The 24,559-nt window shown below is 70.2% G+C and carries 18 protein-coding genes; 13 read left to right on the forward strand and 5 right to left on the reverse strand.

Annotated features, from left to right (window positions below; genetic code table 11):
* The first annotated feature begins 65 nt into the window (after positions 1–65).
* From ACI3KX_RS04710 to ACI3KX_RS04725, 4 genes are all read left to right on the forward strand, one after another.
* Entirely contained in the window at positions 66–773 is a 708-nt protein-coding gene (locus ACI3KX_RS04710; RefSeq protein ID WP_404908169.1) for a hypothetical protein, read from the forward strand.
* Positions 766–2,895 carry a beta-galactosidase gene (locus ACI3KX_RS04715; protein WP_404908172.1) on the forward strand — a complete coding sequence of 710 codons (2,130 nt, stop codon included), beginning with the start codon at positions 766–768 and terminating at the stop codon, positions 2,893–2,895. Before ACI3KX_RS04710 ends, ACI3KX_RS04715 begins: the two co-directional genes overlap by 8 nt.
* Positions 2,896–3,053: 158 nt before the next feature.
* Positions 3,054–3,383 (forward strand): YciI family protein, encoded by a 330-nt coding sequence (locus ACI3KX_RS04720; protein WP_404908174.1) that lies wholly within the window; start codon positions 3,054–3,056, stop codon positions 3,381–3,383.
* Positions 3,380–4,603, forward strand: a complete 1,224-nt coding sequence (locus tag ACI3KX_RS04725; RefSeq protein WP_404908176.1) for an RNA polymerase sigma factor — start codon at positions 3,380–3,382, stop codon at positions 4,601–4,603. The genes ACI3KX_RS04720 and ACI3KX_RS04725 overlap by 4 nt, the downstream gene beginning before the upstream one ends.
* A gap of 63 nt (positions 4,604–4,666) precedes the next feature.
* Here ACI3KX_RS04725 and ACI3KX_RS04730 read toward each other — a convergent pair whose 3' ends face one another.
* On the reverse strand, positions 4,667–5,539 hold the full coding sequence (locus ACI3KX_RS04730) for a helix-turn-helix transcriptional regulator (RefSeq protein WP_404908178.1): 873 nt from the start codon (positions 5,537–5,539) through the stop codon (positions 4,667–4,669).
* 101 nt (positions 5,540–5,640) lie between these two features.
* On the opposite strand from ACI3KX_RS04730, the gene ACI3KX_RS04735 reads away from it, so the two are divergent.
* Positions 5,641–6,900 (forward strand): multidrug effflux MFS transporter, encoded by a 1,260-nt coding sequence (locus ACI3KX_RS04735; protein ID WP_404908181.1) that lies wholly within the window; start codon positions 5,641–5,643, stop codon positions 6,898–6,900.
* Between the two features lie 45 nt (positions 6,901–6,945).
* On the opposite strand, the gene ACI3KX_RS04740 is transcribed toward ACI3KX_RS04735, so the two are convergent.
* Positions 6,946–8,445 (reverse strand): alanine/glycine:cation symporter family protein, encoded by a 1,500-nt coding sequence (locus ACI3KX_RS04740; protein ID WP_363356629.1) that lies wholly within the window; start codon positions 8,443–8,445, stop codon positions 6,946–6,948.
* A gap of 165 nt (positions 8,446–8,610) precedes the next feature.
* Here ACI3KX_RS04740 and nhaA point away from each other — a divergent pair, with 165 nt between their 5' ends.
* On the forward strand, positions 8,611–9,972 hold the full coding sequence (nhaA, locus tag ACI3KX_RS04745) for a Na+/H+ antiporter NhaA (protein ID WP_404908345.1): 1,362 nt from the start codon (positions 8,611–8,613) through the stop codon (positions 9,970–9,972).
* A gap of 54 nt (positions 9,973–10,026) precedes the next feature.
* Here nhaA and ACI3KX_RS04750 read toward each other — a convergent pair whose 3' ends face one another.
* From ACI3KX_RS04750 to ACI3KX_RS04760, 3 genes are all read right to left on the reverse strand, one after another.
* The gene (locus tag ACI3KX_RS04750) at positions 10,027–10,695 is read right to left on the reverse strand and encodes a cation transporter (RefSeq protein ID WP_404908184.1); all 669 of its coding nucleotides are present in this window, start codon (positions 10,693–10,695) and stop codon (positions 10,027–10,029) included.
* On the reverse strand, positions 10,692–11,030 hold the full coding sequence (locus tag ACI3KX_RS04755) for an ArsR/SmtB family transcription factor (protein WP_404908185.1): 339 nt from the start codon (positions 11,028–11,030) through the stop codon (positions 10,692–10,694). The genes ACI3KX_RS04750 and ACI3KX_RS04755 overlap by 4 nt, the downstream gene beginning before the upstream one ends.
* 61 nt (positions 11,031–11,091) lie before the next feature.
* Positions 11,092–14,133: an alpha-mannosidase gene (locus ACI3KX_RS04760; protein ID WP_404908187.1), complete on the reverse strand. Its 3,042-nt coding sequence runs from the start codon at positions 14,131–14,133 to the stop codon at positions 11,092–11,094.
* Positions 14,134–14,238: 105 nt separating this feature from the next.
* On the opposite strand from ACI3KX_RS04760, the gene ACI3KX_RS04765 reads away from it, so the two are divergent.
* The 7 genes from ACI3KX_RS04765 (at position 14,239) to ACI3KX_RS04795 (ending at position 24,555) form a co-directional block, all read left to right on the forward strand.
* A complete protein-coding gene (locus ACI3KX_RS04765; RefSeq protein ID WP_404908190.1) occupies positions 14,239–14,889 on the forward strand; it encodes a prolyl oligopeptidase family serine peptidase in 651 nt (216 codons plus the stop codon).
* Positions 14,890–14,980: 91 nt separating this feature from the next.
* A complete protein-coding gene (locus tag ACI3KX_RS04770) occupies positions 14,981–16,387 on the forward strand; it encodes an extracellular solute-binding protein (protein ID WP_363356635.1) in 1,407 nt (468 codons plus the stop codon).
* Positions 16,388–16,461: 74 nt separating this feature from the next.
* Positions 16,462–17,445 (forward strand): carbohydrate ABC transporter permease, encoded by a 984-nt coding sequence (locus ACI3KX_RS04775; protein WP_404908194.1) that lies wholly within the window; start codon positions 16,462–16,464, stop codon positions 17,443–17,445.
* Positions 17,442–18,380, forward strand: a complete 939-nt coding sequence (locus ACI3KX_RS04780) for a carbohydrate ABC transporter permease (protein WP_363356636.1) — start codon at positions 17,442–17,444, stop codon at positions 18,378–18,380. Before ACI3KX_RS04775 ends, ACI3KX_RS04780 begins: the two co-directional genes overlap by 4 nt.
* A 30-nt stretch (positions 18,381–18,410) precedes the next feature.
* Positions 18,411–22,154 carry a hypothetical protein gene (locus ACI3KX_RS04785; protein WP_404908197.1) on the forward strand — a complete coding sequence of 1,248 codons (3,744 nt, stop codon included), beginning with the start codon at positions 18,411–18,413 and terminating at the stop codon, positions 22,152–22,154.
* Complete coding sequence (locus ACI3KX_RS04790; RefSeq protein WP_363356638.1) at positions 22,151–23,545, forward strand: Gfo/Idh/MocA family oxidoreductase; 1,395 nt, start codon at positions 22,151–22,153, stop codon at positions 23,543–23,545. Before ACI3KX_RS04785 ends, ACI3KX_RS04790 begins: the two co-directional genes overlap by 4 nt.
* Complete coding sequence (locus ACI3KX_RS04795) at positions 23,542–24,555, forward strand: acetylxylan esterase (RefSeq protein WP_363356639.1); 1,014 nt, start codon at positions 23,542–23,544, stop codon at positions 24,553–24,555. The genes ACI3KX_RS04790 and ACI3KX_RS04795 overlap by 4 nt, the downstream gene beginning before the upstream one ends.
* Positions 24,556–24,559: the final 4 nt, after the last annotated feature.

The raw sequence follows: 24,559 nt of genomic DNA on the forward strand, positions 1-24,559 counted from the left end.
CGGCCCCCCCGCCGTCCCCGCCGGTCCGCCGTCCCGCCGTTCCGCCCGCCCGAAGGAGAAGAGACATGAGCATCGACCACCGCCCGCGCCGGGCAGGCACGGCGGATGAGATCGGGCGCGGACCGCTCTCCCGCGCCGCCGCCGTGGTCTATCGGATGCTGGTCCTCGAGGCGCAGCTCCTGCTCGCGACGCTTCCTACGATCGGTGCCGTGCTGCTGCTCGATCGCGACCCGTCCAACCTTCCCCTGTTCGTCTTCGCTCTGCTGCCGTTGGCGCCCGCACTCGTCGCCGGTGTCTCGGCTGTCCGCGCGGCGACCCGCTCCAACGACCTGGCGCCGGGGAGGTACTTCTTCCGCGCCTATCGTCGAGACATCGGTGCGACACTCGCCTGGGCGGCTCCCGTGAGCCTCGTCCTCGCGCTGCTGACCTTCAACCTCGTCCACCTCGATGCGGTCGACAGCGGAGCGGCAGTGCGCCCGCTCCTGCTGTGTCTCGCCGCGCTCGTCATCGTGTGGAGCGGCCACATGCTCGTCCTCACGGCCGGCTTCCGCTTTCGAACCCGCGATGCCGCGCGCGTCGCGCTCACGCAGATCGTTCCGCGGTGGGGTTACTCGCTGGGTGTCCTGTCGCTCGTCCTCGTCGCCGCCTTCGTCGTGCTCGTCGCATCCGAAGTGGTCCTGATGCTCTTCCTGTGGGCGTTCGTCGGTCTTCTCACGCTGATGGCGCGCCCTGTCTTCCACCACGTCACGAAGAGGTTCACCGACGATGCCTGACCTGCGACCGCGGCCGCTGCCCGAAGTCACGATCCTGGGCCACCCGGCCGGCCAGCCGGTTGCCGCACGCCTGCCCGAGCTCGATCACCTCGCCTACGGCGGGGACTACTCACCCGAGCAGTGGCCGGATGAGATCTGGGACCGCGATTACGAGGCTTTCGACGCCGCGCGCATCACGACGGTGACCGTCGGGGTCTTCACCTGGGCGCTGACGCAGCCCGACGAGGATGTGCTCGACTTCTCGATGCTCGACAAGATCGTCCAACGGGCAGCGGACGAAGGGCGGTCGATCTGCCTCGGCACGGGCACGGGGGCGCTTCCTCCCTGGATGGCCCGGAAGTATCCCGACATCACACGGGTCGATTTCGAGGGGCGACGGCACCGGTACGGACAACGTCACAATGCATGCTGGAGCTCACCGGACTATCGGCGCCTCGCCGCGCAGATCGCCCTGCGCCTCGCAGAGCGCTACGGGTCGCACCCTGCTGTCGTCGCGTGGCACGTCGGCAACGAGTACGGGGGTCGCTGCTACTGCGAGCTGTGCGCCGCGGAGTTCCGCCGCTGGCTCAAGGCCCGCTACGAAACGCTGGATGAGCTGAACGAGGCGTGGAACACCGTGTTCTGGTCGCACCGCTTCACGGACTGGGACGAGATCGAGCCCCCGAGTGCGCTCACCGAGCACTGGGGAGGGCCCGGCAAGACGGCTTTCCAGGGCATCACGCTCGACTTCCATCGATTCTCGACCGACAACGCGCTCCGCCAGTTCCGCGACGAGAAGGGCGCGATCCGCGAGCACTCCGAGCTGCCGGTCACCACGAACTTCATGGGCTTCTTCCAGCCCTTGGACTATCACCGCTGGTCCGCCGACCTCGACTTCGCGTCCTGGGACAACTATCCGCGCCGATACGACGAGCCGTGGGCGACGGCGCTCGCTCACGACCTCATGCGCGGGCTGAAGGACGGCGCCCCGTTCTGGCTCATGGAGCAGACACCGTCGGTCACCGCGTCGCGCGACGTCAATCCGGTGAGGCGGCCGGGCATCGTGCGGCTCTGGTCGTGGCAGGCGGTCGCCCACGGCGCGGACTCGGTTCTGTACTTCCAGATGCGGGCGTCACGTGGCGCGTGCGAGATGACCCACGGAGCCGTTCTCGACCACTCGGGGCGACTCGACACCCGCACCTTCCGCGAGGTGGCCGGCCTCGGCAAGGAGGTGGAGACCGTCGGTGGCATCCTCCTCGGTGCCCGGACTCCCACACGCTGCGCGCTGGTGGTCGACTGGGACTCGTGGTGGGCGGTGGAGATGGCCGATGGCCCGAACCGCCACCTCCGGTACCTGTCGACCATCACCGATTGGGCGCGCCCGTTCTGGGAGGCCGGCGCGCAGCTCGATGTCGTGCCGGTGACTGCCGATCTGAGCGCCTACGACGTCGTGGCTGCGCCGCTGCTCCACCTCGTGAAGGGGGACACCGCCGCCCGCCTGCGCACCGTCGCCGAGCGCGGCGGCACGGTCATCACCGGGTGCCTGTCGGGCCGAGCGGATGAGGACGACCGCCGATTCCTCGCGGATGCACCCGGACCGCTCGCCGGGCTCGCCGGCGTGCGCGTCGCCGAGACGGATGCCGCCGAACCGGGCGTCATGAACCCCGTCGTGTTCGACGGGGAGGGGGGTGCCTCTCCCGCAGCCGGGGAGATGGTCTTCGAGGTGCTCGTCCCGGATGGGGCCGAGGTGCTGGCCCGCTATGGAGCGGACTTCTACGCGGGCGAGCCCGCGATCACGCGTCGTGCGGTTGCCGTCGACGGCGGCCGCGAGGGACACGTGTGGTACGTGGGCACTCAGCTCGACGCGACCGGGCTCTCGCGCATCGTGACCGATGCGCTCGAGCGGCACGACCTCGTCGGCCCGTACGCCGACGTCCCCGGCCTCGAGTTCGCGACGCGGATCGCGGCATCCGGACAGACCGTCGACTTCCTGCTCCACCACGGTCCGCGGGATGCGACGATCCGCCTCCATGCGAGTGGCACCGACCTGCTCACGGGTCGTGACCTGAGCGCCGGCGACGTCATCGTCCTGCATCCGGCCGACGTGATCGTGCTCCGCCGCACGCGTCCTGCACCGCGCTGATTTCCGACGCCCTGTCGAATCCCGTCGGTCCCATTCGTAGCGGTAGTGAAGGCGAGGATCCGCGACCACGAGCGCTTCACTGCTCGCGGTGACCGCGATCCCGCCCACCATCAGGCCGGCCCTGGTCTGATGCGTCACGCGAGAGAGAGGATATGAGCATGCAGTACCTGGTCAACGTCATCGACAGCCGAAGCAACTCGGGGACGGCCGAGGAAGGCGTCGCGATCGATGCGTTCAACGACAGGCTCCGCGCCGGCGGCCACTGGGTCTTCGCCGCCGGGCTCGCCGATCCGACCGTCTCCACCGTCATCGACGGCCGTGGCGACGAGCCGGTGTTCACCGACGGCCCGTTCGTCGAGGCGAAGGAGTGGGCCGCGGGGTTCTGGATCATCGAAGCCGCCGACCTGGACGTCGCCCTGAAGCTGATGGTCGAGGGCTCCAAAGCCTGCAATCGTCGGCTCGAGGTGCGGCCGCTGCTCGCCGGGTGATCGACGCGCATGATGCCCTGACCCGCGCTCACCGCGACGAGTGGGCGCGGGTGGTGGCGACCCTCGCGAAGCGGTTCGGCAACCTCGACATCGCCGAGGATGCCGCCGCGGACGCTGTCGCCTCCGCCGCCGAGCACTGGCCGGCGGAGGGCATCCCGCCCAACCCCGGCGCGTGGCTCACGACCACCGCCACCCGTAAGGCGATCGACCGCATCCGGCGCGAGAGCAGCCGTGACGCGAGACACAGGGAGGCGCAGCTCGTGTACGACGCAGAGCCCGAGCCACTCGGCGCGATCGACGACGACCGGTTGCGGCTGATCTTCATCTGCTGTCACCCTGCCCTCGCTATGGAGGCGCGTGTCGCGCTGACACTGCGGATGGTCGGCGGACTGAGCGTGCCCGAGATCGCCCGCGCGTTCCTGGTGCAGGAGACCACGATGGGGGCGCGCATCACGCGGGCGAAGGCGAAGATCGCCGCCGCCGGCATCCCTTACCGAGTGCCGGGGGCCGAGGACCTGCCGGGCCGGGTGGCGGGTGTGCTGACCGTGCTGTTCCTGATCTTCAATGAGGGATATCTCGCCAGCGGCCCCGACAGCGCACCAGTGCGCGAGGAGCTGACCGGCGAGGCGATCCGTCTCGCCCGGCTCCTGCACCAGCTGCTGCCCGACGACGGCGAGGCGACCGGGATGCTGGCGCTGATGCTGCTGACCGACGCGCGCCGCCCGGCGCGCGTGTCGTCGGCAGGCGAGCTCGTGCCTCTCGGCGAGCAGGACCGCGGGCAGTGGGATGCCGAGTCGATTGCGGAGGGGCATGCGCTGGTCCGTGCGCGACTGGCATCCGGCATGCCGCCGGGCCGCTACCAGCTGCTCGCCGCGATCAACGCCGTCCACACCGACGGCGACGCGACCGATTGGACGCAGGTGGTCGCGCTCTACGATCACCTTCTGCGGCTCGACCGCTCGCCGATCGTGCAGTTGAACCGCGCGATCGCGGTGAGCGAGCGCGACGGGCCGGAGCCGGGGCTCGCCCTCGTCGACACTTTCAGGCCGGAGCTGGAGTCCTACCACCCGTATCACGCTGCCCGTGCGGAGCTGCTGCGGCGACTGGGGCGACCCGCGGAGGCGGCCGCAGCCTACGACGCGGCGCTTGCCCTGGCGAGCAACACGGCGGAGGTCGCGTATCTCACGCGACAGCGGGACTCGACCCGACCGTCGGGATGAACCGCACCCCAGCTGTCACGTTCGTCGCGTCCCGCGCCGTGGCGATCACGCATACCCCGGTCTCTACGAGGAGACGTCGACGGGGTGGTCGGCACTCCAGGAGGCGAGCAGCCGCAGCCGCTCGGCCGACGGCGACCCTGGTTCGGCGGTGTAGATCAGCAGCACCTGGCCCGGCTCGGCGGTGATCGCGAGTTCTTCGAAGGCGAGGGTGACGTCGCCCACGACGGGATGGTGGAAGTGCTTCGTGCCCGCCCCGTGCGTGCGCACGTCGTGCGCACCCCACAGCCGGCGGAACGTGTCGCTGCGGGTCGACAGCTCGCCGACCAGGTCCTGCAATCCCTTGTCGTGCGGATCGCGGCCCGCCTCGCTGCGCATGATCGCGACGCACATCTCGGCCATGCGATCCCACTCCGGGTAGAACTCCCGCGACGCCGGGTCGAGGAACTGGAATCGAGCCAGGTTCGGCGTCCGGCCGCCGTCTCCGATGAGCGGGGAGTAGAAGGCTCGGGCGAGGGCGTTGGTCGCGAGCATGTCCTGGTGCTGATCGCGCACGAAGGCCACCGCGTCGGTGATCGCCGACATCGCCCACAGCAGGCTCGGCCGCGGCGCCGCCGGCTTCGCCGCGCGGCGGCGGGGACGCCCGGAAGACGGGATGCCGTCGGCCGCACGCGCGAGGTCGAGGAGGTGTGCGCGCTCGGTGTCGTCCAGCTGCAGTGCGCGCGAGACGGCCTCGAGCACAGACGCGGAGGCGCCGGCGATCGCCCCGCGCTCGAGCTTGGCGTAGTACTCCACGCTGACTCCCGCCAGCATCGCCACCTCGGTGCGGCGCAGACCCGCCACGCGCCGGTTCGAGCCGGCGGTGAGTCCCGCGGCGTCCGGCGTGACCTTCGCCCGCCGCGACATGAGGAACTCCCGCACCTCGGCTCGGTTGTCCATGTCGACATCGTAGGTCGGGCGTCGCTGCCCGGGGGATGCCCTGGCGGTACACCCCTCGTCAGGGACTCCTCCCGCCGGCGCGCGGCCGGAAGGCTGGTGGCATGCTCGACCAGACCGTTTCGCCTTCGCCCCTGCTCCGTCGGCTCCTGCCGACGCTCCTGCTGCTGCTGACCGTGTTCGGGCCGATCTCGATGGACCTCTACCTGCCCGCCCTCCCGGCGCTGACTGCGGAGTTGGATGCCGCGACCTCCGTCGCGCAGCTGACCGTCACCGCCTGCTTGATCGGGCTCGCCGGGGGGCAGCTGATCGCCGGTCCGCTGTCGGACCGCTTCGGGCGACGCGGCATCCTGCTCGTCGGCATTGTCGCGTACATCGTCACCTCGGTGCTCTGCGCGATCAGCCCCACCGTGGAGCTGCTCATCGTCGCCCGGTTCGTGCAGGGCCTCGCCGGCGGGGTCGGAATCGTGATCGCCCAGGCAGCAGGCCGCGACATCTACGCGGGCGGCGCCCTGATCCGCTTCTACGGCCGGCTCACCGTCATCGGCGGTCTCGCCGCCATCGTCGGGCCGCTGCTGGGCGGAATGCTCAACGCCGTGACCGACTGGCGCGGACTGTTCGGCTTCCTCGCCGCGATCGGCGCGCTCATCCTGATCGCCACGCTGCTGGTGTTCCGCGAGACGCTCCCCGTCGCGCTGCGCTCACGTGGAGGGTTCGCCCAGACCATGAGTGACTTCCGGACGCTCCTGTCGGACCGCGTCTTCCTCGGAGCGGTCCTCAATCAGGGGTTCCTGTACGCGGCGCTGTTCGCGTACCTGTCGGGCGCGACCTTCGTGCTGCAGGACATCTACGGCCTCTCCCCGATGGGGTACGCCCTGGCCTTCGGGCTCAACTCCGCAGGCTTCATGACCTTCGGCTACCTCGCCGGCCGCGCGGCAGAGCGATGGAGCATCGTGGGAACGCTCGCGATCGGCATCCTCGTCGCCGCGCTCGGGGCAGCCGGACTGCTCGTGGCCGGCCTCACGGCGGTGCCGCTCTGGGTGGTCATCGTGGCGCTCTTCCTCCTGGCCGCCGGCGTCGCGATCTCGTCACCGCCGGCGACCACGCTCGCCCTGGTCGAGTACCCGCAGATCGCCGGGACGGCGTCGTCGCTCCTGGGGATGGTCCGGTTCGGCTTCGGCGGTGTCGCAGCCCCGCTGGTCGGCGTCGCCGGTGCCCTCAGCATCCTCCCGCTCGGCGTGGTGACGACCGTCGCGGTGCTGCTCGCGGCTGCGGCGTCTCTGCTCATCGCCCGGCGACTCACGGTCGACGCCCGCGCGGCGAACCGGCAGCCGGCGCTCGTCTCCTCCGCGGTCCACGAGTGAGCAGACGCCGCCGGACCGCGTCGTCCCCGTGCCGTGCGGCGAGGCTCAGTCCTGTTGGTGCAGGTGGTCGCGGTGCTTCTCGGCCTGGTGGCGCTTGGTCTGGACGTCGATCGGACCTGTGACGCTGAGCTCGTCCTCCCAGCACTCGATGCCGGTGATGTCGGGAAGGAGTGCACGGGTGAAGACCGGGTCCCGGCCGGCCCGGCGCTGCGCGGTGTAGTCCTTCAGCAATCGGAAGGAGATGCCTGACAGCAGGCCGATGGCGATGAGGTTGGTGAGCGCCATGAGCCCCATCACTCCGTCGGCGAAATTCCAGACGAGGTCCGCTCCCACGACCGATCCGGCGAGCACGGCGACGATGACGAGGATGCGGTAGCCGGTGAGCACCGAGCGACGGGTGGTGATGAACTCGATGTTCGACTCGCCGTAGTAGTAGTTGCCGAGAATGGATGAGAACGCGAGCAGGAAGATGATGACGCTCAACGCGATGTTGGACCACTCGCCGAGCGTGCCGACGAGGGCGCCCTGCGTCAGTCCGATCCCTCGCTCCGCCCCGGCGAGATCGGGCACCGAGACGAGGATGATGAATGCGGTGATCGAGCACACCAGGAAGGTGTCGAAGTAGACCCCGAGAGTCTGGACGAGTCCCTGCTTGACCGGGTGCGTCACGGCGGCGCTCGCCCCCGCGTTGGGTGCCGAGCCGAGGCCGGCCTCGTTCGAGAACATGCCGCGCTTCACGCCGGTGAGGACGATGTAGCCGAACGTCGCGCCGACGACTTCGTTGAACCCCCACGCCTGGGTGAAGATCTCCGCGAAGACCGGGCCGATCCGGTCGACGTGAAGCCCGACCACGATGAGGCCCAGCAGGAGGTAGGCGAGCGCCATGATCGGCACCAGCAGCTGCGTGACCGACGCGATGCGACGCACGCCGCCGAAGACGACCAGGCCGGTCAGCGCCGCGATCCCGATCCCGATGCCCCACGGGAGCCATGCCGGCCCGCCGCCGATGCTGGAGGTCACGGTCGCCGAGATCGTGTTCGCCTGCAACGAGCTGAAGGCGAAGGGGAAGCAGACGATGAGGATGATCGCGAACCACACGCCCAGCCAGCGCGCCTTGAGCCCGCGCTGCATGTAGTACGCCGGGCCGCCGCGGAAGCTGTCACTGTCGCGCACCTTGAACAGCTGCGCGAGGGAGGACTCGATGAAGCTGGAGGCGCCGCCGATGAACGCCATGACCCACATCCAGAACACGGCTCCGGGACCGCCCACCGCGATCGCCGTTCCGACGCCCGCGATGTTGCCGACACCCACGCGCGACGCCGCGGAGATCGTGAACGCCTGGAACGCCGACACCGACTGCGGCTCTCCGGATGCCGTGCGCGGAGTCTTGTCGGTGAGCGTGCGGAACATCTCCGGGATGAGTCGGAACTGCACCACCCCCGAACGGATCGTGAAGTACAGCCCGAGGAAGACGACGACGGGAAGCACCACCCAGGTCCAGAGATGGTCGCCCCACGTCAACAGCCACTCGTTCACGTCATCCATGGACGTCAGTATGGCGAACGAGTACCGAAGAGCAAAGGAACGGCGGCGGCCGGTCGGCTGACCGCGTCACATCGGGAGGGCATGCCCGCGGGGCTCTGTAAGCTGGCGGAGGCGCGTCGGGAAGTCTGGTCGACACTGTCTCTGTCGATCGATCAGCCGGATGGCATCCCCGTGACTCATCAGAACCCACGCCCCACTTCCTCCTCGTTCCCCCGCCGGGGAAGCTACGCCGAGGCGAGCCGGATCGGCGCGCTGCTGCGGAAGGAAGCCGTCGGCGGCGCGCTCCTCGTGGCCGCTGCGGTCGTCGCCCTCATCTGGGCGAACAGCCCCGCGGCGGAATCGTACTTCGCGCTGCGGGACTTCACCGTCGGCTACGCTCCGTGGCACCTGGACCTCTCGCTGGGCACCTGGGCGGCGGACGGACTCCTCGCGATCTTCTTCTTCCTCGTGGGACTCGAGCTCAAGCGCGAGGTCGTCGTCGGCGACCTTCGCGACTTCCGCACCGCGATCGTCCCCGTCGCCGCGGCGGTCGGCGGAGTGGTCGTCCCGGCCGTGATCTACACGGCCGTCGTGTGGAACCACCCCAGCCTGGCGGTCGGCTGGGCGATCCCGACGGCCACCGACATCGCGTTCGCGGTGGCGGTTCTGGCGCTGGTCGGCTCCCATCTGCCGAGCCCGCTCCGGATCTTCCTGCTCACGCTCGCGGTCGTCGACGACCTCATCGCGATCCTCATCATCGCCATCTTCTACACCAGCGAGATCGACGTGGTTGCGCTCGTCATCTCGCTGGCCGTGATCGCCGTCTACGGCTTCCTCGCCCAGCGGTACCAGGCGGTGTTCCACCTCAAGCCCGCCGCCGCATGGGTGATCCTGCTCCCGATCGGCTTCGCCGCGTGGGCCTTCATGCACGCGTCGGGTGTTCACGCCACGATCGCGGGCGTCGCCCTCGCGTTCACGATCCCGGTCAGGCCGCCGAAGGGCGGCGCGGTGACGTCACGCGACGGCGGACTCGCCGAGGAGTTCGAGCATCGGTTCCGGCCGCTCTCGACGGGCTTCGCCGTACCGGTCTTCGCCTTCTTCGCGGCGGGCGTCGCACTCGGCGGCGTCGAAGGCATCACGCGGGCGATCACGGACCCCGTCACGATCGGCGTCGTGGCGGGGCTGGTGCTGGGCAAGCCGATCGGGATCGTGCTCACGACTCGTGTGCTCACCGCTGCGACGCGGGCACGCCTCGACCCCGCGCTGCGCTGGATCGACCTCATCGGCGTCGGCATCCTTGCGGGAATCGGCTTCACGGTCTCACTGCTGGTCGCCGAGCTCAGTTTCGGCGCGGACAGTCCGCACAACGACGACGCCAAGATCGCCATCATGGTCGCGTCCGTGGTCGCTTCGCTCGCGGCATCCGTGATCCTCCTGACGCGCAACCGTCGCTACAAGCGCATCGCCGCCGAGGACGCCGTCGACGCCGACGGGGACGGCATCCCGGATGTCTACGAACGGGACGCCACCGCCGACGACCAGCGCTGACCCGCGCGCTCGCCGGCGACCCTTCTCTGGGTTGCCATCAGGAGATCGGCGACATCAGCCGTGGTCGTGGTCGTCGTCGTTGTGTTCGTCCTCGAGGAGCATGCCGACGGAGGTGGCGCAGGCGTCGCCGCGCCAGGCTTCGACGCCTTCTCGGATGGCGAAGCCGGCAATGACGAGGCCGGCGATGGCGTCAGCCCACCACCAGCCGAGGAGGCTGTTGAGGAGGAGACCCGCGAGGACCGCGGCGGACAGGTAGGTGCAGATGAGCGTCTGCTTGGAGTCGGCGACGGCGGTGGCGGAACCGAGTTCGCGGCCGGTGCGTCGTTCGGCCAGGGAGAGGAACGGCATGATGATCACGCCGAGCGCGGTGATGATGATGCCGAGCGTGGTGTGCTGCGCCTCGACTCGTCCCAGCAGCGTCAGCAGCGATGTGATGACGACGTAGATCGCGAGGGAGAAGAACGCGACGGCGATGACACGCAGAGTGGGCTTCTCCCAGCGTTCCGGGTCCTGGCGGGTGAATTGCCAGGCCACCGCGGCAGCGGAGAGGACCTCGATGGTGGAGTCCAGGCCGAAGGCGATCAGCGCGCCGGAGGAGGCGATGCTGCCGGCGGTGATCGCGACGATCGCTTCGATCAGGTTGTAGGCGATCGTGGCGGTGACGATCCAGCGGATCCGTCGCTGCAGGACGGCGCGGCGATCGGCCGTGAGGCTGATGCTCATGCGCAGCTGCAGCCTTCCCCGTCACAGCAGTCCGGTTCGACAACGAGAACGACCTGCAGCAGTTCATTGAGCGCCGGCGCGAGGTGAGAGTCAGCGAGCCGATACTGACTGCGACGGCCGTCAGGGGTCGCCTCCACGAGACCGCAGCCGCGGAGACACGCCAACTGGTTGGACATCACCTGCCGGGAGACGCCCAACGTGTCCGCGAGGTCCGACGGATAGGCCGGCGCCTCACGCAACGCCAGCAGGATGCCCACTCGTGTCGGATCGGACAAAGCGTGGCCGAACCGGGCGAGCGCTGCGGTATGCGTGACGGTAGCCGTGGGAGCGAGCATGACGCCACGATACAGCGGCTCGTGAATTAATGGAACGGTGAACCGTTACGAACACATCGCGTCATCGTAGTTCGTCTCGCTCGTGCCCGGCCCGGCGCCGATAGCGGAGGGTGACGATCTCGAACGGCCGCAACTCGAGCGTCGTGGACGGCGCATCCCACGGATCGCCGGTCGCGCGCTCGAGCAGGTCGGTGCGCTCGCAGCTCGCGGCGTCGAAGAGCGCCGTCACCGAGACGGATCCCCGACCGCCGGCCGATTCGTACAGCCGGAGGATGACGTCGCCGGACTCGTCGTCGGCCAGCTTGACCGTCTCGGCCACCACGGTCTCGCTGCGCACGGCGAAGAGGGCGGCCGCGGCGTGGTCGCCGGTGACGCGCCGCACGGGCCGGTTGAGCCGGTACCCCTCGGCGACGGCATCCCGGATGCCGGCATTCGGCCGCAACGCGACCCTCAGGGTATGCGTGCCCTGATCGGCCACGGGGTCGGGGAAGCGGGGTGCGCGGATGAGCGACATGCCCAGCGTGGTGGAGCGCCCGCCCCCGGTGCGCGGGGTGCGGCGGGCGTCGTGCCCGTGGGTGGAGTCGTTGGCGACCGCGACGCCGTAGCCGGGCTCGCCGACGTGCACCCACCGATGCGCGCAGAACTCGAAGCGCGCGGCCTCCCAGGAGGTGTTCTCGTGCGTGACGCGGTGCACGTGGCCGAACTGGGTCTCGGCGGCGGTGACGTCGGCGTGCACATCGATGTCGACGTACAGCTTCAGCAGCTTCTGGCTCTCGTGCCAATCGATGACCAGCTCGAGGTCCAACACAGGCGCGCCGGGCGCGAGGGTGAGCCGCTGCGTCACGTGCGACGCGCCGAAGGAGCGGACCACCGTCACCGTCACCGATCCGTCGTCGTCCGTCACGGCGTCCAGCGACTCGGGCGCGCCGACGTCGAGGGGCGTGGCGTTGCGGCGGTAGTGGTCGTCGATGTCCCAGGCATCCCACTCGTTCGGGGTGTCGCGGTGCAGCACCAGCCGGTTCGCCGCGCCGCCCGGGGCCACCGCCTCGCGACCCGAGACCTCGTCGACGAGTGAGACGACGAGCCCGCGCGCGTCGATGACCGCTCGGAGCACACCGTTGTCGACCGCCAGGCCACCGTCGGGTCGGCGCTCCCACGTCGCGTCGGCCGCCGTCTCGGCGCGGGCGCCGATGGCGAACGCCCCGACGCCGAGGCCGGGCAGGGGCATCGGGTTGGCGACGAACGGCGTCGATCCGGTGCCGACGAGGGCGGCCACACCGCGGTCGATGATCGTGGTGAGCTCGTCGCGGATCCGCGCGTGGTCGCGCTCGGCCTCGCGATGGACCCAGGCGATCGAGCTGCCGGGGAGGATGTCGTGGAACTGCAGCAGCAGCACGGTCTCCCAGGCCCGCCGCAGCTCGTCGTAGGGATACGGCTCGCCGGTGCGGATCGCCGCCGTCGCCGACCAGAGCTCCGCCTCGTGCAGGAGCTGCTCGCTGCGCCTGTTGCCCTGCTTCGTGCGCAGCTGCGACGTGTAGGTGCCCCGGTGCAGCTCGAGGTACATCTCGCCCGCCCACACCGGCGCGTCCGCGTACTCGGCCTCGGCATCCGTGAAGAACCGGCGGGGCGCGGCGATCTCGACGCGGGGAAGGCCCTCGAGGTCGCGTGACCTCTCGGCGGCGGCCAGCATCTCGCGGGTCGGGCCGCCGCCTCCGTCGCCGTACCCGAACGGCACGAGCGAGGTCGTGGCGGCACCGGCGTCCTTGAAGTTGCGCTCGGTGTGCAGCAGCTCGGCCGGCGTCAGCTCGGAGTTGTAGGTGTCGGCCGGGGGCAGATGGGTGAACACGCGCGTGCCGTCGATCCCCTCCCACCAGAAGGTGTGATGCGGCAGCCGGTTCACCTGGCTCCACGACAGCTTCTGCGTCAGGAACCAGCGATTGCCCGTGCCCCGGACGATCTGCGGCAGCGCCGCCGAGTAGCCGAACGAGTCCGGAAGCCAGACCTCCTCGGTCTCGACCCCGAGACGCTCGCGGAAGAACCGCTTGCCGTGGAGGAACTGACGGATCATCGACTCGCCGGCGGGCATGTTCGTGTCGGACTCGACCCACATGCCGCCGACGGGCACGAACCTGCCGGCCTGCACCTGCTCGCGCACCCGCGCGAACAATGCGGGGTGGTGCTCCTCGAGCCACGCGTACTGCTGCGCCGACGAGGCGGCGAAGACGAACTCCGGATGCCGCTGCATGAGCTCCAGCGCGTTCGCGAACGTCCGCGCCACCTTGCGGATCGTCTCGCGGGTGGGCCAGAGCCACGCGGAGTCGATGTGCGCGTGGCCGACCGCGACGATGCGGTGGCTGGACGCGTGCGCGGGGGAGGCGAGCAGGGGTGCGATGGTCTCGCGGGCGAGCGCCGCGGTGGCCGCGACGTCGTCGGGATCGACGACGTCGAGCATCCGCTCGAGGCCTCGCACGATGGTGTGGTGCCGCGGGGAGTCCTGCGGCAGCTCGCCCAACAGGCCGCTGAGCACCTGGATGTCCTGCAGCAGCTCCCACGCCGTCTCGTCTCGCCTGACGAAGCCGATGGCGCCGAGGCTGTACAGCGGCCCTTCGCCCGACGTCAGCTTGTCGCCCAGCGGCGTCGCCGCGAAGGTCCACTCACCCGCGACGTCGGGGTTCGCGGCAGCTTCGACGTAGAGCGTGAGGTCGTCGCCGGCGTCCGCGTCGAGCGGCAGGTGGTGGCCGCGGGGTGAGACCGCCTTGAGGATGCTGCCGTCCGGGCGGTACGCCAGACCCTCGACCTGGAAGCCCGGGCGGTCGGCCGTGAAGCCGAGGTCGCAGACGATCTCGGTGTGCTGCGGGCTCCACCCCTCGGGGAGCCGACCCGAGAGCCGGAACCACGTCGAGCTCCACGCACGGCCCCACGTCCAGCCGGCCGGAGTCGGCTCGTACCCGCGATCGACCGCCTCCGCGAACCGCACCGGCTCGTCGGGGACGGACCAGTGCTCGACCCGCAGCGGGTGGAACTCGGGGTGCACGGCCGGCTCGAGCCGCTCCCTGGTGAACCTCCGCAGGCGTGCCTGCACATGCGACCGGTCGTCGTGCACCTTTGCTCCTCACTTGCCGGGGCGTCCGCGTCTTGGCATCGGAGTTGCCCGCCGACGAGCGTACATGCAACGCTGTGAGGCAACAACCGGTTTCAAAGGTGTGACATGACGATCAGAGCACTTGTTCTCCCGGGTGGGAGCTACCGCCACCATGCACCGCACGAGGCGGAGCCCGTCGTCGCGTGGCTGCGCGCGCTGGGAGTCGAGGCTGACATCTTCCGGTATCCCGTCGGGATGGCGCACCCCGCCGCGCACGACGCGATCGGCGCCCGTATCGCCGAGCTGCGCGGCGCGGGCGCCGACCGCGTGCTGCTCGTGGGCTTCTCCGCCGGGGGGCACGCCGCCGGGCTCGCTGCACTCCGGCCCGCCGACGCGACCCGCCGCGTCGACGGGCTGGTGCTCGGGTATCCGGTCGTCTCGTTGGAAAAGCACTCTCATCAGGGATCCAGCGAGGTCCTCCTCGGTGACGAAGATACTCCCGCTCGTCGGGCGGCACTATCGCTGGAGTCGCTCGTCACCGCCGCTGCGCCAGCATCCTTCCTCTTCCACTCGTTCGACGATCAGAAGGTCCCCGTCGAGCATTCGCTCCTGCTGTCGTCGGCGATGCACCACGCGGGGATCCCGCACGAGCTTCACCTGTACCCTCTCGGCGGGCACGGCTGCGGCCTCGGAGGCGACCTCGTGCCGTGGACGAATGCGTGCGCCGCATGGCTCGCACGGGAGGGCTGGCTGAGCGACGGCTCGATCCCGGCTTGACATCGGATATGTTTCACGCCAGAGTGATGAAACCGGTTGAGATTCGCATCGAGATCAGAGTGCACGCCGAACTACGAAGGAGTAGAGACAAATGACACAGCAGCGCTGGGTTCGCGCGGGCGGACTCGTCACGGGCATCGCCGTCACGGGACTGCTCGTGAGCGGATGCGCGGGCGGCGGTTCGCCCTCGTCGACGCCGTCGGCCGAGGCGGTGACGTGCGACCCCGATGCTGATGTGACCATCACGGTGGGCGAGCGACCGACGTCGGACCAGACGGCCAACCTCGAGGCGTGGGAGAACGCGGTCGCGCAGTTCGAAGAGGACCACCCCAACATCACCATCGACGACGAAGAGACGAAGTACGACGTCTCCACCTTCCCCGCGCTGCTCGTCGGCGGAACGCTGCCGACCACCCTGCAGGTGCCGTTCACCGACATCCAGTCGCTGATCGAGCGCGGCCAGGCGGCCGACATCACGGCGTACGTCGAGAGCGACGACGTGCTGAGCCAGCTGAACCCGCAGCTCAAGGCCGTCACCGAGGACGCCGACGGCCACACCTACGGCGTGGTGCGAGCCGCCTACACGATGGGTCTCATCTACGACCGCGCGCTGTTCACCGAGGCCGGTCTCGACCCCGACGCACCCCCCACGACGTGGGACGAGGTGCTGGATGCCGCCGCCACGATCTCGGACGAGACCGGGCAGACCGGCTTCATCATCCCCACCACCGCCAACACCGGAGGCTGGCTGCTGACATCGATGTCGTACTCGAACGGCGACCTCGTCGAGGAGGTCGACGGCGACACCACGACCGTCACCCTGGACACGCCCGGGATGGAGGCGAGCCTGCAGTTCCTGCACGATGTGCGATGGGAGGAGGAGGCCGCCGGTGCCAACTTCCTCTATGACAACAACGCCATCCGCGACGACATCGCCGCCGGCTCCATCGGTCAGAGCCTCAACGGGGCGAACCTGTACAACAGCCTCGTGATCGGCCGCGGCATGCCGAAGGAGGATTTCGGACTCGCCCCGTTCCCGACGGGCGACGACCCCCTGGGCGTGCTCGGGGGCGGCAACATCCAGTGGTTCAACCCGAAGGCCACGCCCGACCAGCTCTGCGCGGCGCTGGAGTGGACGAAGTTCTACTTCCTGAACCGCTACGTCGATGAAGAGGCGGCGGTCACGTGGGCCGAGGCCCAGGTCGCCGACGACCTGCCGGTCGGCCTGCCGGAGGTGCCGGTCGTCTCGGACGAGCAGTACGAGACGTACCTCGGCTGGATCGAGCCGTACATCAACGTTCCGCGCGAGAACTACACCGCCTACCTCGACAGCCTCGCGACGGCGACGATCGTCCCGGAGCCGGCGAAGAAGGCGCAGGAGCTGTACGCCGCGCTCGACCCTGTCGTGCAGGCTGTCCTCACGCGTGAGGACGCGGACTTCGACGAGCTGCTGACGTCGGCCGAGACGCAGGTCCAGGACCTGGTCGACGCCGGATGATCCGCTCCCGGTGGCCGCGGACAGCCGCGGCCACCGGATGCATCCGGCCCGAGAACACCGACGGGAGACACACCGTGACCGCAACCGCTCCGCCCTTCGTCGGTCTGCCGGCCGACGCGGCCGCCGACACCGCTACGCCCTCCGCTGCGCCCCGGCGGCGCAAGGGACCGCGCGCGCGATTGGTGGCGTGGGTGCGCAACGGCGGCGTGCCGACGCTCGTCATGTTCGTGCCGCTGCTGCTGACGTTCGGCTACTTCGCGTGGTGGCCGATCCTCAAGAGCCTCATCCTCGCCTTCCAGCAGACGGACCTCATCAACGACCCGACATGGGTGGGCCTGCGCAACTTCGAGCGCGTGCTGGCCGACCCGCTGCTGTGGACCGCCGCCGGCAACACCGTCTGGTTCGCGGTCCTGGCGCTGTTCATCGGCTTCCCCCTGCCGATCCTGATGGCGATGGTGATGGCGGAGCTGCGGCGCAGCCGCCAGATCTCGAGCGTCCTCGTCTACCTGCCCGTCATCATCCCGCCCGTGGTCAGCGTCCTGCTCTGGAAGCAGTTCTACGACCCCTCGTCGTCCGGCCTCTTCAACACCGTGCTCGGCTGGTTCGGACTGGGGCCGATCGGCTGGCTGCAGGACCCGGCGCTCGCGATGCCCAGCATCGTGATCCAGGCGACGTGGGCGACGGCGGGCACGGCCACGATCATCTACCTCGCGGCGCTCATGTCGATCCAGGCCGAGCTCTACGACGCGGCCGAGGTCGATGGGGCGTCGATCCTGCAGCGCACCTGGCACGTGACGCTGCCCCAGCTGCGCAGCGTGATCCTGCTCATGCTGCTGCTGCAGATCATCGGCACCATGCAGGTCTTCACCGATCCCTTCGTCATGACCGGCGGCGGACCCGAGAACCGGACGGTGACACTCCTGATGCTCATCTACAACTACGCCTTCCTGTCGGGCGACTTCGGCAAGGCGACGGCCCTGAGCCTGCTCCTCGCCGTCGTCCTGAGCGTGATCTCGGCGATCTACCTGCGGCTGACGCGGAAGTGGAGCGAATCGTGACCTTCGTGACCACCACGGTCCGCGCGATCGGCAAGGGGAAGGCGGCGAAGGAGGACACCGACGACCGCACCAACGTCTCGGCGCTCGACAGGTCGCGCCGCTCGGTCCGCCTCACGACGCGGATCCTCGCGGTCGTCCTCATCGCCTGCCTGATCGTCGTCTCGTTCGGGCCGCTGCTGTGGCTGTTCAAGGCGGCGCTGTCGACCAGCCAGGACATCCTCAAGTATCCGTTCGAGTGGTGGCCGAGCGGCATCCAGTGGCAGAACCTGCCCGACGCGTGGTCGCAGATCCGCATCGGCCAATACCTGCTCAACACGGTCTGGATGGCGGCAGGATGCTGGTTCTTCGGGCTGCTCGTCGCCCTCACCGGCGGCTACGGGATCTCGATCCTGAAGCCCCGCTACGCGAAGGTGGTCAACGCCGGCGTCCTCGCGACGCTCTTCATCCCGGGCGTCGTGTCGCTGATCTCGCTCTACGTGACGATCCTCGATGTGCCGCTGATCGGCGTGAACCTCGTCAACACGTACTGGGCGGTGTGGCTGCCGACCGCGGCCAGCGCCTTCAACGTGCTGCTGGTGGCCCGCTTCTTCGATCGCCTGCCACGGGACGTGTTCGAGGCGGCGAAGATCGACGGCGCGGGCGTCTTCCGGGTGTTCTGGTCGATCGTCCTGCCGATGTCGCGGCCCGTGATCGGCGTCGTGTCGCTCCTCACGATCGTCGGCTCGTGGAAGGAATTCCTCTGGCCGTTGCTGGTCCTGCCCTCGCCGGATCTGCAGCCGCTCTCGGTCGGGCTCTACCGCGTCAGCGACACCGCTCCGACGAGTCTGCTCATGGCGGGCATGTTCATCTCGGTGATCATCCCCATCGCGCTGTTCCTGATGTTCCAGCGTCAGTTCCTCCGCAGCGCCGGCCAGGCCGGCGCGATCAAGGGGTGACCACGGCGGTCACCCGGATCGGATCAGTCCATGTCTCACGTGCACCGGCGCATCGTCGCGCCCGCTGCGGCCATGCTGACGGCTTTCGTCATGGTCGTCGGCATCCTGCTCGCCACCTCCTCGCCCGCGCAGGCGAGTCTCACCGAGTCCGACTCGTTCGAAGGCTGGACGACGACGGTGTCGGGCACGCCCGACTTCGTGATCTCGGCTGACACCGCGACCGCCCACGACGCCACGACCGCGGCACGGGTCGAGTACGCCACGGCCTACTCGAACAGCTACGTCGACCTCCGCCAGAACATCCGGGCGGCCGGCGGCACCACCTACGCGATGAGCGCCTGGGTGAAGACGGAGAACCTCTCGTCATCGGGCGCCGCGTACTTCGTGCTGAGCGGCGACCACTCGCAGCGCGTCGAGCTGCCCGCCGGCACGAACGAGTGGACCAAGCTGGAGTGGACGTACACCCAGCCACTGGGCAGCATGACCTTCGTCATGCGTCTGCTGGTGCGCGGGGCAGGGACCGTATGGGTCGACGACGTGCGGATGACCGCGCCGGCGAGCCAGGCCAACCTCGTGATCCACCCGTCGTTCGAGGAGCACGACCCGCCCCCCGGCACGCTGGCCTTCACGGACACTGCCCTCGTCTACGACGTCGGCGATGCGCACATCGGCGTGACCACCCTGGCGAGCAGCGTGACCTGGGACGTCCGTGCGTCATCCGGGCAGCGCGTCGACTCGGGCGTCGAGACCGTCGCCGGCGGCGGGGCATCCATCGATCTGGCCGCGCTGCCGGCCGGCTACTACTCGGTCACGATGTCGGTGACCGCACCGGTCGCCGCGACGCGCACTGCGACGCTGGCGATCGTCGAGGATGCCGACGAACCCGCATCCTCCGATCATCCGGTGGGGCTGGCGGTCCACGTGAACCGGTACTCGGTCGACCAGGTCGACAGCCTGATGGGTCCGCTCGGTGCGGGCATGCTCCGCGAGGGCCCGTCGTGGGACACCATCGAGACGTCGCCCGGGGTGTACCAGTTCCCCGCGCACTTCGATGCGCAGCTCGCCGCCGCGAAGGTCCGCGGCGAACGGCCGCTGGTCATCCTCGCCTACTTCAGCCGCTGGTACGACGGCGGCAAGACGCCGAGCTCACCCGAGGGGATCGCGGCGTTCGCGAACTACGCCGCGACGGCCGCCGCCCACTACGGCTCCGACGTGGACTACGAGATCTACAACGAGTTCAACCACACCTTCAACAACGGCGCGTGCGGCATGACCGCCGCCTGCTACATGGACCTTCTCGTGCCGGCTGCCGCGGCGATCCACGCGGCGGCACCGGGTGCGCGCGTCGTCGGTCCCGTCAGCGCCGGCGCCAAGTGGGACTTCATGGAGGACCTCTTCGCGCTCGGCGCGCTCGAGCACCTCGACGTCGTCAGCTATCACACGTACGACTTCCCGGTGGCGCCGGAGGGGCGTACCGAAGCCGGCGTGGCGACGCTGCGGGCACTGATCGAGCAGTACGCGCCGGGCTCCGGCATCCCGATCTGGCTCAGCGAGCACGGCTGGACGACGACCTCCGGCGGCACCACCGAACAGCAGCAGGCCGCGTACATCGTGCGGTCGGCGGCGCTCCTCGAAGCCGCGGGCGTCGACCGCGTCGTCTACTACGAGCTGATCAACTCGGGTGCCAATCCTGCCGAGCAGGAGCACAACTTCGGCATCTCGCGGCTGCCCACCGACGGCGGCACCGCGCTCACCCCGAAGCCCGCCTATCCTGCGCTCGCGGTGTTCAACCGCCTGACCGCCGGTCGGGAGCTCTCGGGCCTGCAGCGCGTCGACGGCGCCATCGTGGCCGAGTACACGGATGCCGCGGGCGACGTGCTGCGGATGATGTGGGCGACGGGCGACCCGGTGACGCTGGCGGTGAGCACCGGGAGCGACGCGCGTCTCGTCAAGGGCGACGGCCGATCGTGGCGCGCCCAGCCGAACGGGCGCGTCGAGGTCACCGTCGGCGGGAATCCCGTCTACCTGACCGGGGGCCTCGCGACGCCCACCATCGTCGCCGACCCGGCCGTGCACATCGGCACGCCGGACCAGATCCCGCTCGACGGCACCCCCGGCGTGCCCGTCACGGTCGATCGCGCAGCACTCGGGATCGCGGGCGACGTCTCGGTCTTCGGGCCGGTCGGCGGGGGCACGACGCTCGCCGGCACCTCCGGCGAGGTGGCCGGTGCGGTGACGCTCGCCCCGATGCGCGAGCTCGGCGCCCACCCGGTCGCGTACACCGTGCGCAGCGGCGACGCGGTCATCGCGTTCGTCGACGACAGCGCGACCGTCGTCGAGAACCCCGTGCTCTCGCTCGGACCGGTGGCCGGCGCGGACGACGTCGGTCTCGCGCTGACCGTGCAGAACCTGGCCGGAGCGCCGACGGCGGACGTCGACGACATCGCGTGGACCGTCGGCCCGGCATCGGGCACGCAGGCGGCGGTGCAGGTCGCGGGCGGCGAGACGGCCGCGTTGGATCTGGACCTCGGAGACATCGACACGTGGCAGCCCTACCCGTTCACGGTGCGCGCCACGGCCGGGTCCGAGGAGCGCCGGCTGGCGGGAACGACGGCGCTCGCGCCGATCGCGGCGGCGCCGTCGGACGGCACCGCCGTGGACTGGCGGGCACGCGGCACCTACGTGCCGCTCAGCGGATCCGTCGCGACGGCCGACGACCTCGGCGGAACCTTCGCGGTCTCGTGGAGCGCCGACGGACTGCGTGTGCGCGCCGATGTGCAGGACGAGGACCACACCGCCGCAGCGACGGTCGACAGGCTCTGGGCGGGGGACTCCCTGCAGTTCGCCGTGGCCAGGGGGCTGCCCGGCGCCGACCCCGCATCGCGTGTGGAGCTGGGTGCGTATCTCGGGGCGGATGGCCCGGGGGTCTACCGCTACACCGCGCCCGTCGGTGTCCTCGATGCTCCCGCCGCGATCACACGTGACGGCACGACGACCGCGTACGACGTCACGGTGCCGTGGGACGTGCTCGGGGTCGACCCCGCCGCCGGCGCCTTCTCGTTCTCGATCCTCGTCAACGACAACGACGGCGGCATCCGCGAGGGGTTCTACGAATGGGGCAGCGGCATCGGCGCGGGCAAGAACGCGGCGCTGTTCGTGCCGGTCGTGCCCGTCGCGCCGGTTCCCGCAGCCCAGGCCACCGGCATCCAGGTCGACGGCCGGCCGCTTGACGGCTTCGCTCCTGAGCGCACCGAGTACAGCGTGCCCGCGCTCGCCGGAGGACCCCTGCCCGTGCTCACGGCGACGGCGGACGACGGCATCCGTGTCGAGGTCGCACAGCCGACGGACGCCCCCGGCACCGCCACGGTGGTCAGCTCGGCCGACGGGCGGCCGAGCACGACCTACACGGTCGCGGTCGAGCGGGTCACCGGCGACGACGCCTCGATCGACGCAGCCGTCCGCACCGCGTGCGTCGGCGATCGCGTGCAGTACCTCGTGTCGGTGCGCAACACGGCCGAGTTCGCGTCGGATGTCCGTGCAACCTCGTCGTTCGGCGACGAGAAGCGGTCCGGCGTGCCCGCGGGCGCGACGAGAGTGATCGACCTGCGATCCACGGAGGCGATGACGGATGCCGGACGCGTCCGGGTCGCGGCCTACGTGCCGTACCTCGCGCCCGATCGCGCCGCGTCGTACACGACCGTCGAGGTGCCCGTCCCCGCGCGCGACTGCTCGCGCCCGAGTGCCCAGCCAGACGAACAGGGAGACCTTGAATGACCGCACCGACCCGCTACGCGATCATCGGCACCGGAGGCCGCGCGCAGATGTACATCGACGCGCTGACCGGACGCTACGCCGACGCCGCCGAGCTCATCGCGTGGGCGGATCCGAACCCGGGACGACTGGACTGGAACGAACAGCGCGTCCGCGCCGCCGGTCGCCCCGCACCGAGACGGATCGATCTGACGGAGCTGACGGCGGCCGTCGAGAGACTGCGCATCGAGCGGGTCATCGTCACCGCGCCGGACTTCGCCCACGCCGACCTCGTCGTCGCCGCGCTCCACGGCGGTGCCGACGTGGTGGTCGAGAAGCCGCTGACCACCGACGCGGAGGGCGTCCGCCGCATCGCGGAGGCGGTCGAGGCCACCGGACGTGCGGTGATCGTCACCTTCAACTACCGGTACTCGCCCCGCAACGCCGTTCTCAAGCGCATCATCGCGAGCGGCGAGATCGGCGAGGTCACCTCGGTGCACTTCGAATGGCTGCTCGACACCTCGCACGGCGCCGACTACTTCCGCCGCTGGCACCGGCAGAAGCAGAACTCCGGCGGCCTGCTCGTCCACAAGTCGTCGCACCACTTCGACCTGGTCAACTGGTGGCTCGCCGACCTCCCCGTCCGCGTCTTCGCGAGCGGCGGGCTCCGCTTCTACGGGGCGCAGAACGCCGCGCGGCGCGGACTGGGCGAGAGGCCCGAGCGCGGCACGGTCGACGCCGCCCGACGCGATCCGTTCGCGCTCGACCTGCGCGAGCACAACGTGCTGCGGGGGCTCTACTACGAGCAGGAGCAGCACGACGGGTACCTGCGTGACCGGGACGTGTTCGACGAGGGCATCAGCATCGAAGACAACCTCTCGCTGATCGTCGACTACGCTCGCGGCGCCAGCATGACGTACGCGCTCAACGCCCACTCCCCGTGGGAGGGGTACACCGTCGCCGTCAACGGCACGGCGGGACGCGCGGAGCTGTCCGTCGTCGAGCGCGGCGCCATCCTGCTCGACGCAACCGGGCGGCAGCACGTCGTCGACCCGAGCGCGCGCCCTGAGGCCGTCACCGACGAGACCGGTCGTCCGGTCGGCGAGCGACTCATGGTCCAGCGGCACTTCGATGCGGCGCGCGAGGTCCGGATCCCCCACGCGGCCGGCGGGCACGGCGGTGCGGACGACGCCCTGCTGCGCGACCTGCTCGTCGGGACGGATGCTGATCCTCTCGGCCAGGCCGCGACCTGGCTGGACGGCGTCCGCGCGATGGCCGTCGGAGTGGCGGGCAACGACTCGCTCGCCGACGGGGCAGCGGTGCTCATCCGCGACCTCTCCTTCGGCGCCGCGGCGACCGCCCTGGATGCAGAACCGCGCGACGTCGTCGGCTCCCCGGCGGCGGCATCCCGATGACGCGATTCGACCTCCCGATCGAGGAGCTCCGCCGGTTCGCGCCGGACGTCGCCGAACCCGATGACTTCGACCGCTTCTGGGCTGAGACCCTCGGAGAGGCGCGAGCGGCGGGCGGTCGCGTCACCGTCGCGGACGCCGACGTGCCGCTGCGGGCCCTCGAAGCGCGCGAGCTGATCTTCCCCGGGTTCGCCGGCGATCCCGTGCGGGCCTGGTACCTGCGGCCTGCCGGGGTGAGCGCCGACCTCCCGGCGGTCGTCGAGTTCCTCGGATACGGCGGCGGGCGAGGGATGCCGCAGCAGCGACTCACGTGGGCGGCTGCGGGGTTCGCGTACATCGTGATGGACACGCGCGGACAGGCGGCCGCCGACACCGCCGACCCGCACGGGTCGGAGCCCAGCGTTCCGGGGTTGCTGACGCGCGGCGTCGGGGACCCGGCGACCTACTACTACCGCAGGGTGTTCACCGACGGCGTGCGGTGCGTGGATGCCGTGCGGGGCCTGGACGGCATCGATCCTGCCGCCGTCGCGATCGCGGGCGGCAGCCAGGGTGGCGGCATCGCTCTCGCCGTCGCAGGGCTTCACGACGAGGTCGCCGCCGCGATCGTGGACTACCCGTTCCTGTGCCATTTCCGCCGCGCCGTCGGGATGACCGGCCGCGAGCCCTATCAGGAGGTCGTGCGCTACCTGGCGATCCACCGCGGTCGCACCGACGCGGTGTTCCGCACGCTGTCGTACTTCGACGGCGTGACCTTCGCCGCACGCGCGAGCGCACCGGCACTGTTCTCGGTGGGTCTGCAGGACCCGGTGTGCCCGCCGTCGACGGTGTTCGCGGCGTACAACGCGTACGCGGCATCCGTGAAGGAGATGGTGACCTTCGAGTTCAACGAGCACGAGGGCGGCGGCGCGGAGCACTGGCCGCGCCAGGTGGCGTTCCTCGAAGAGCAGCCGGCCTTCGCCGGCGGCGCCGACCGCACGCGAGACCTCCCGGTGTTCGCGGCCTCGGGTCAGTAGGATC

Source organism: Microbacterium sp. ZW CA_36, from assembly GCF_044987475.1.
Taxonomy (GTDB): Bacteria; Actinomycetota; Actinomycetes; order Actinomycetales; family Microbacteriaceae; genus Microbacterium.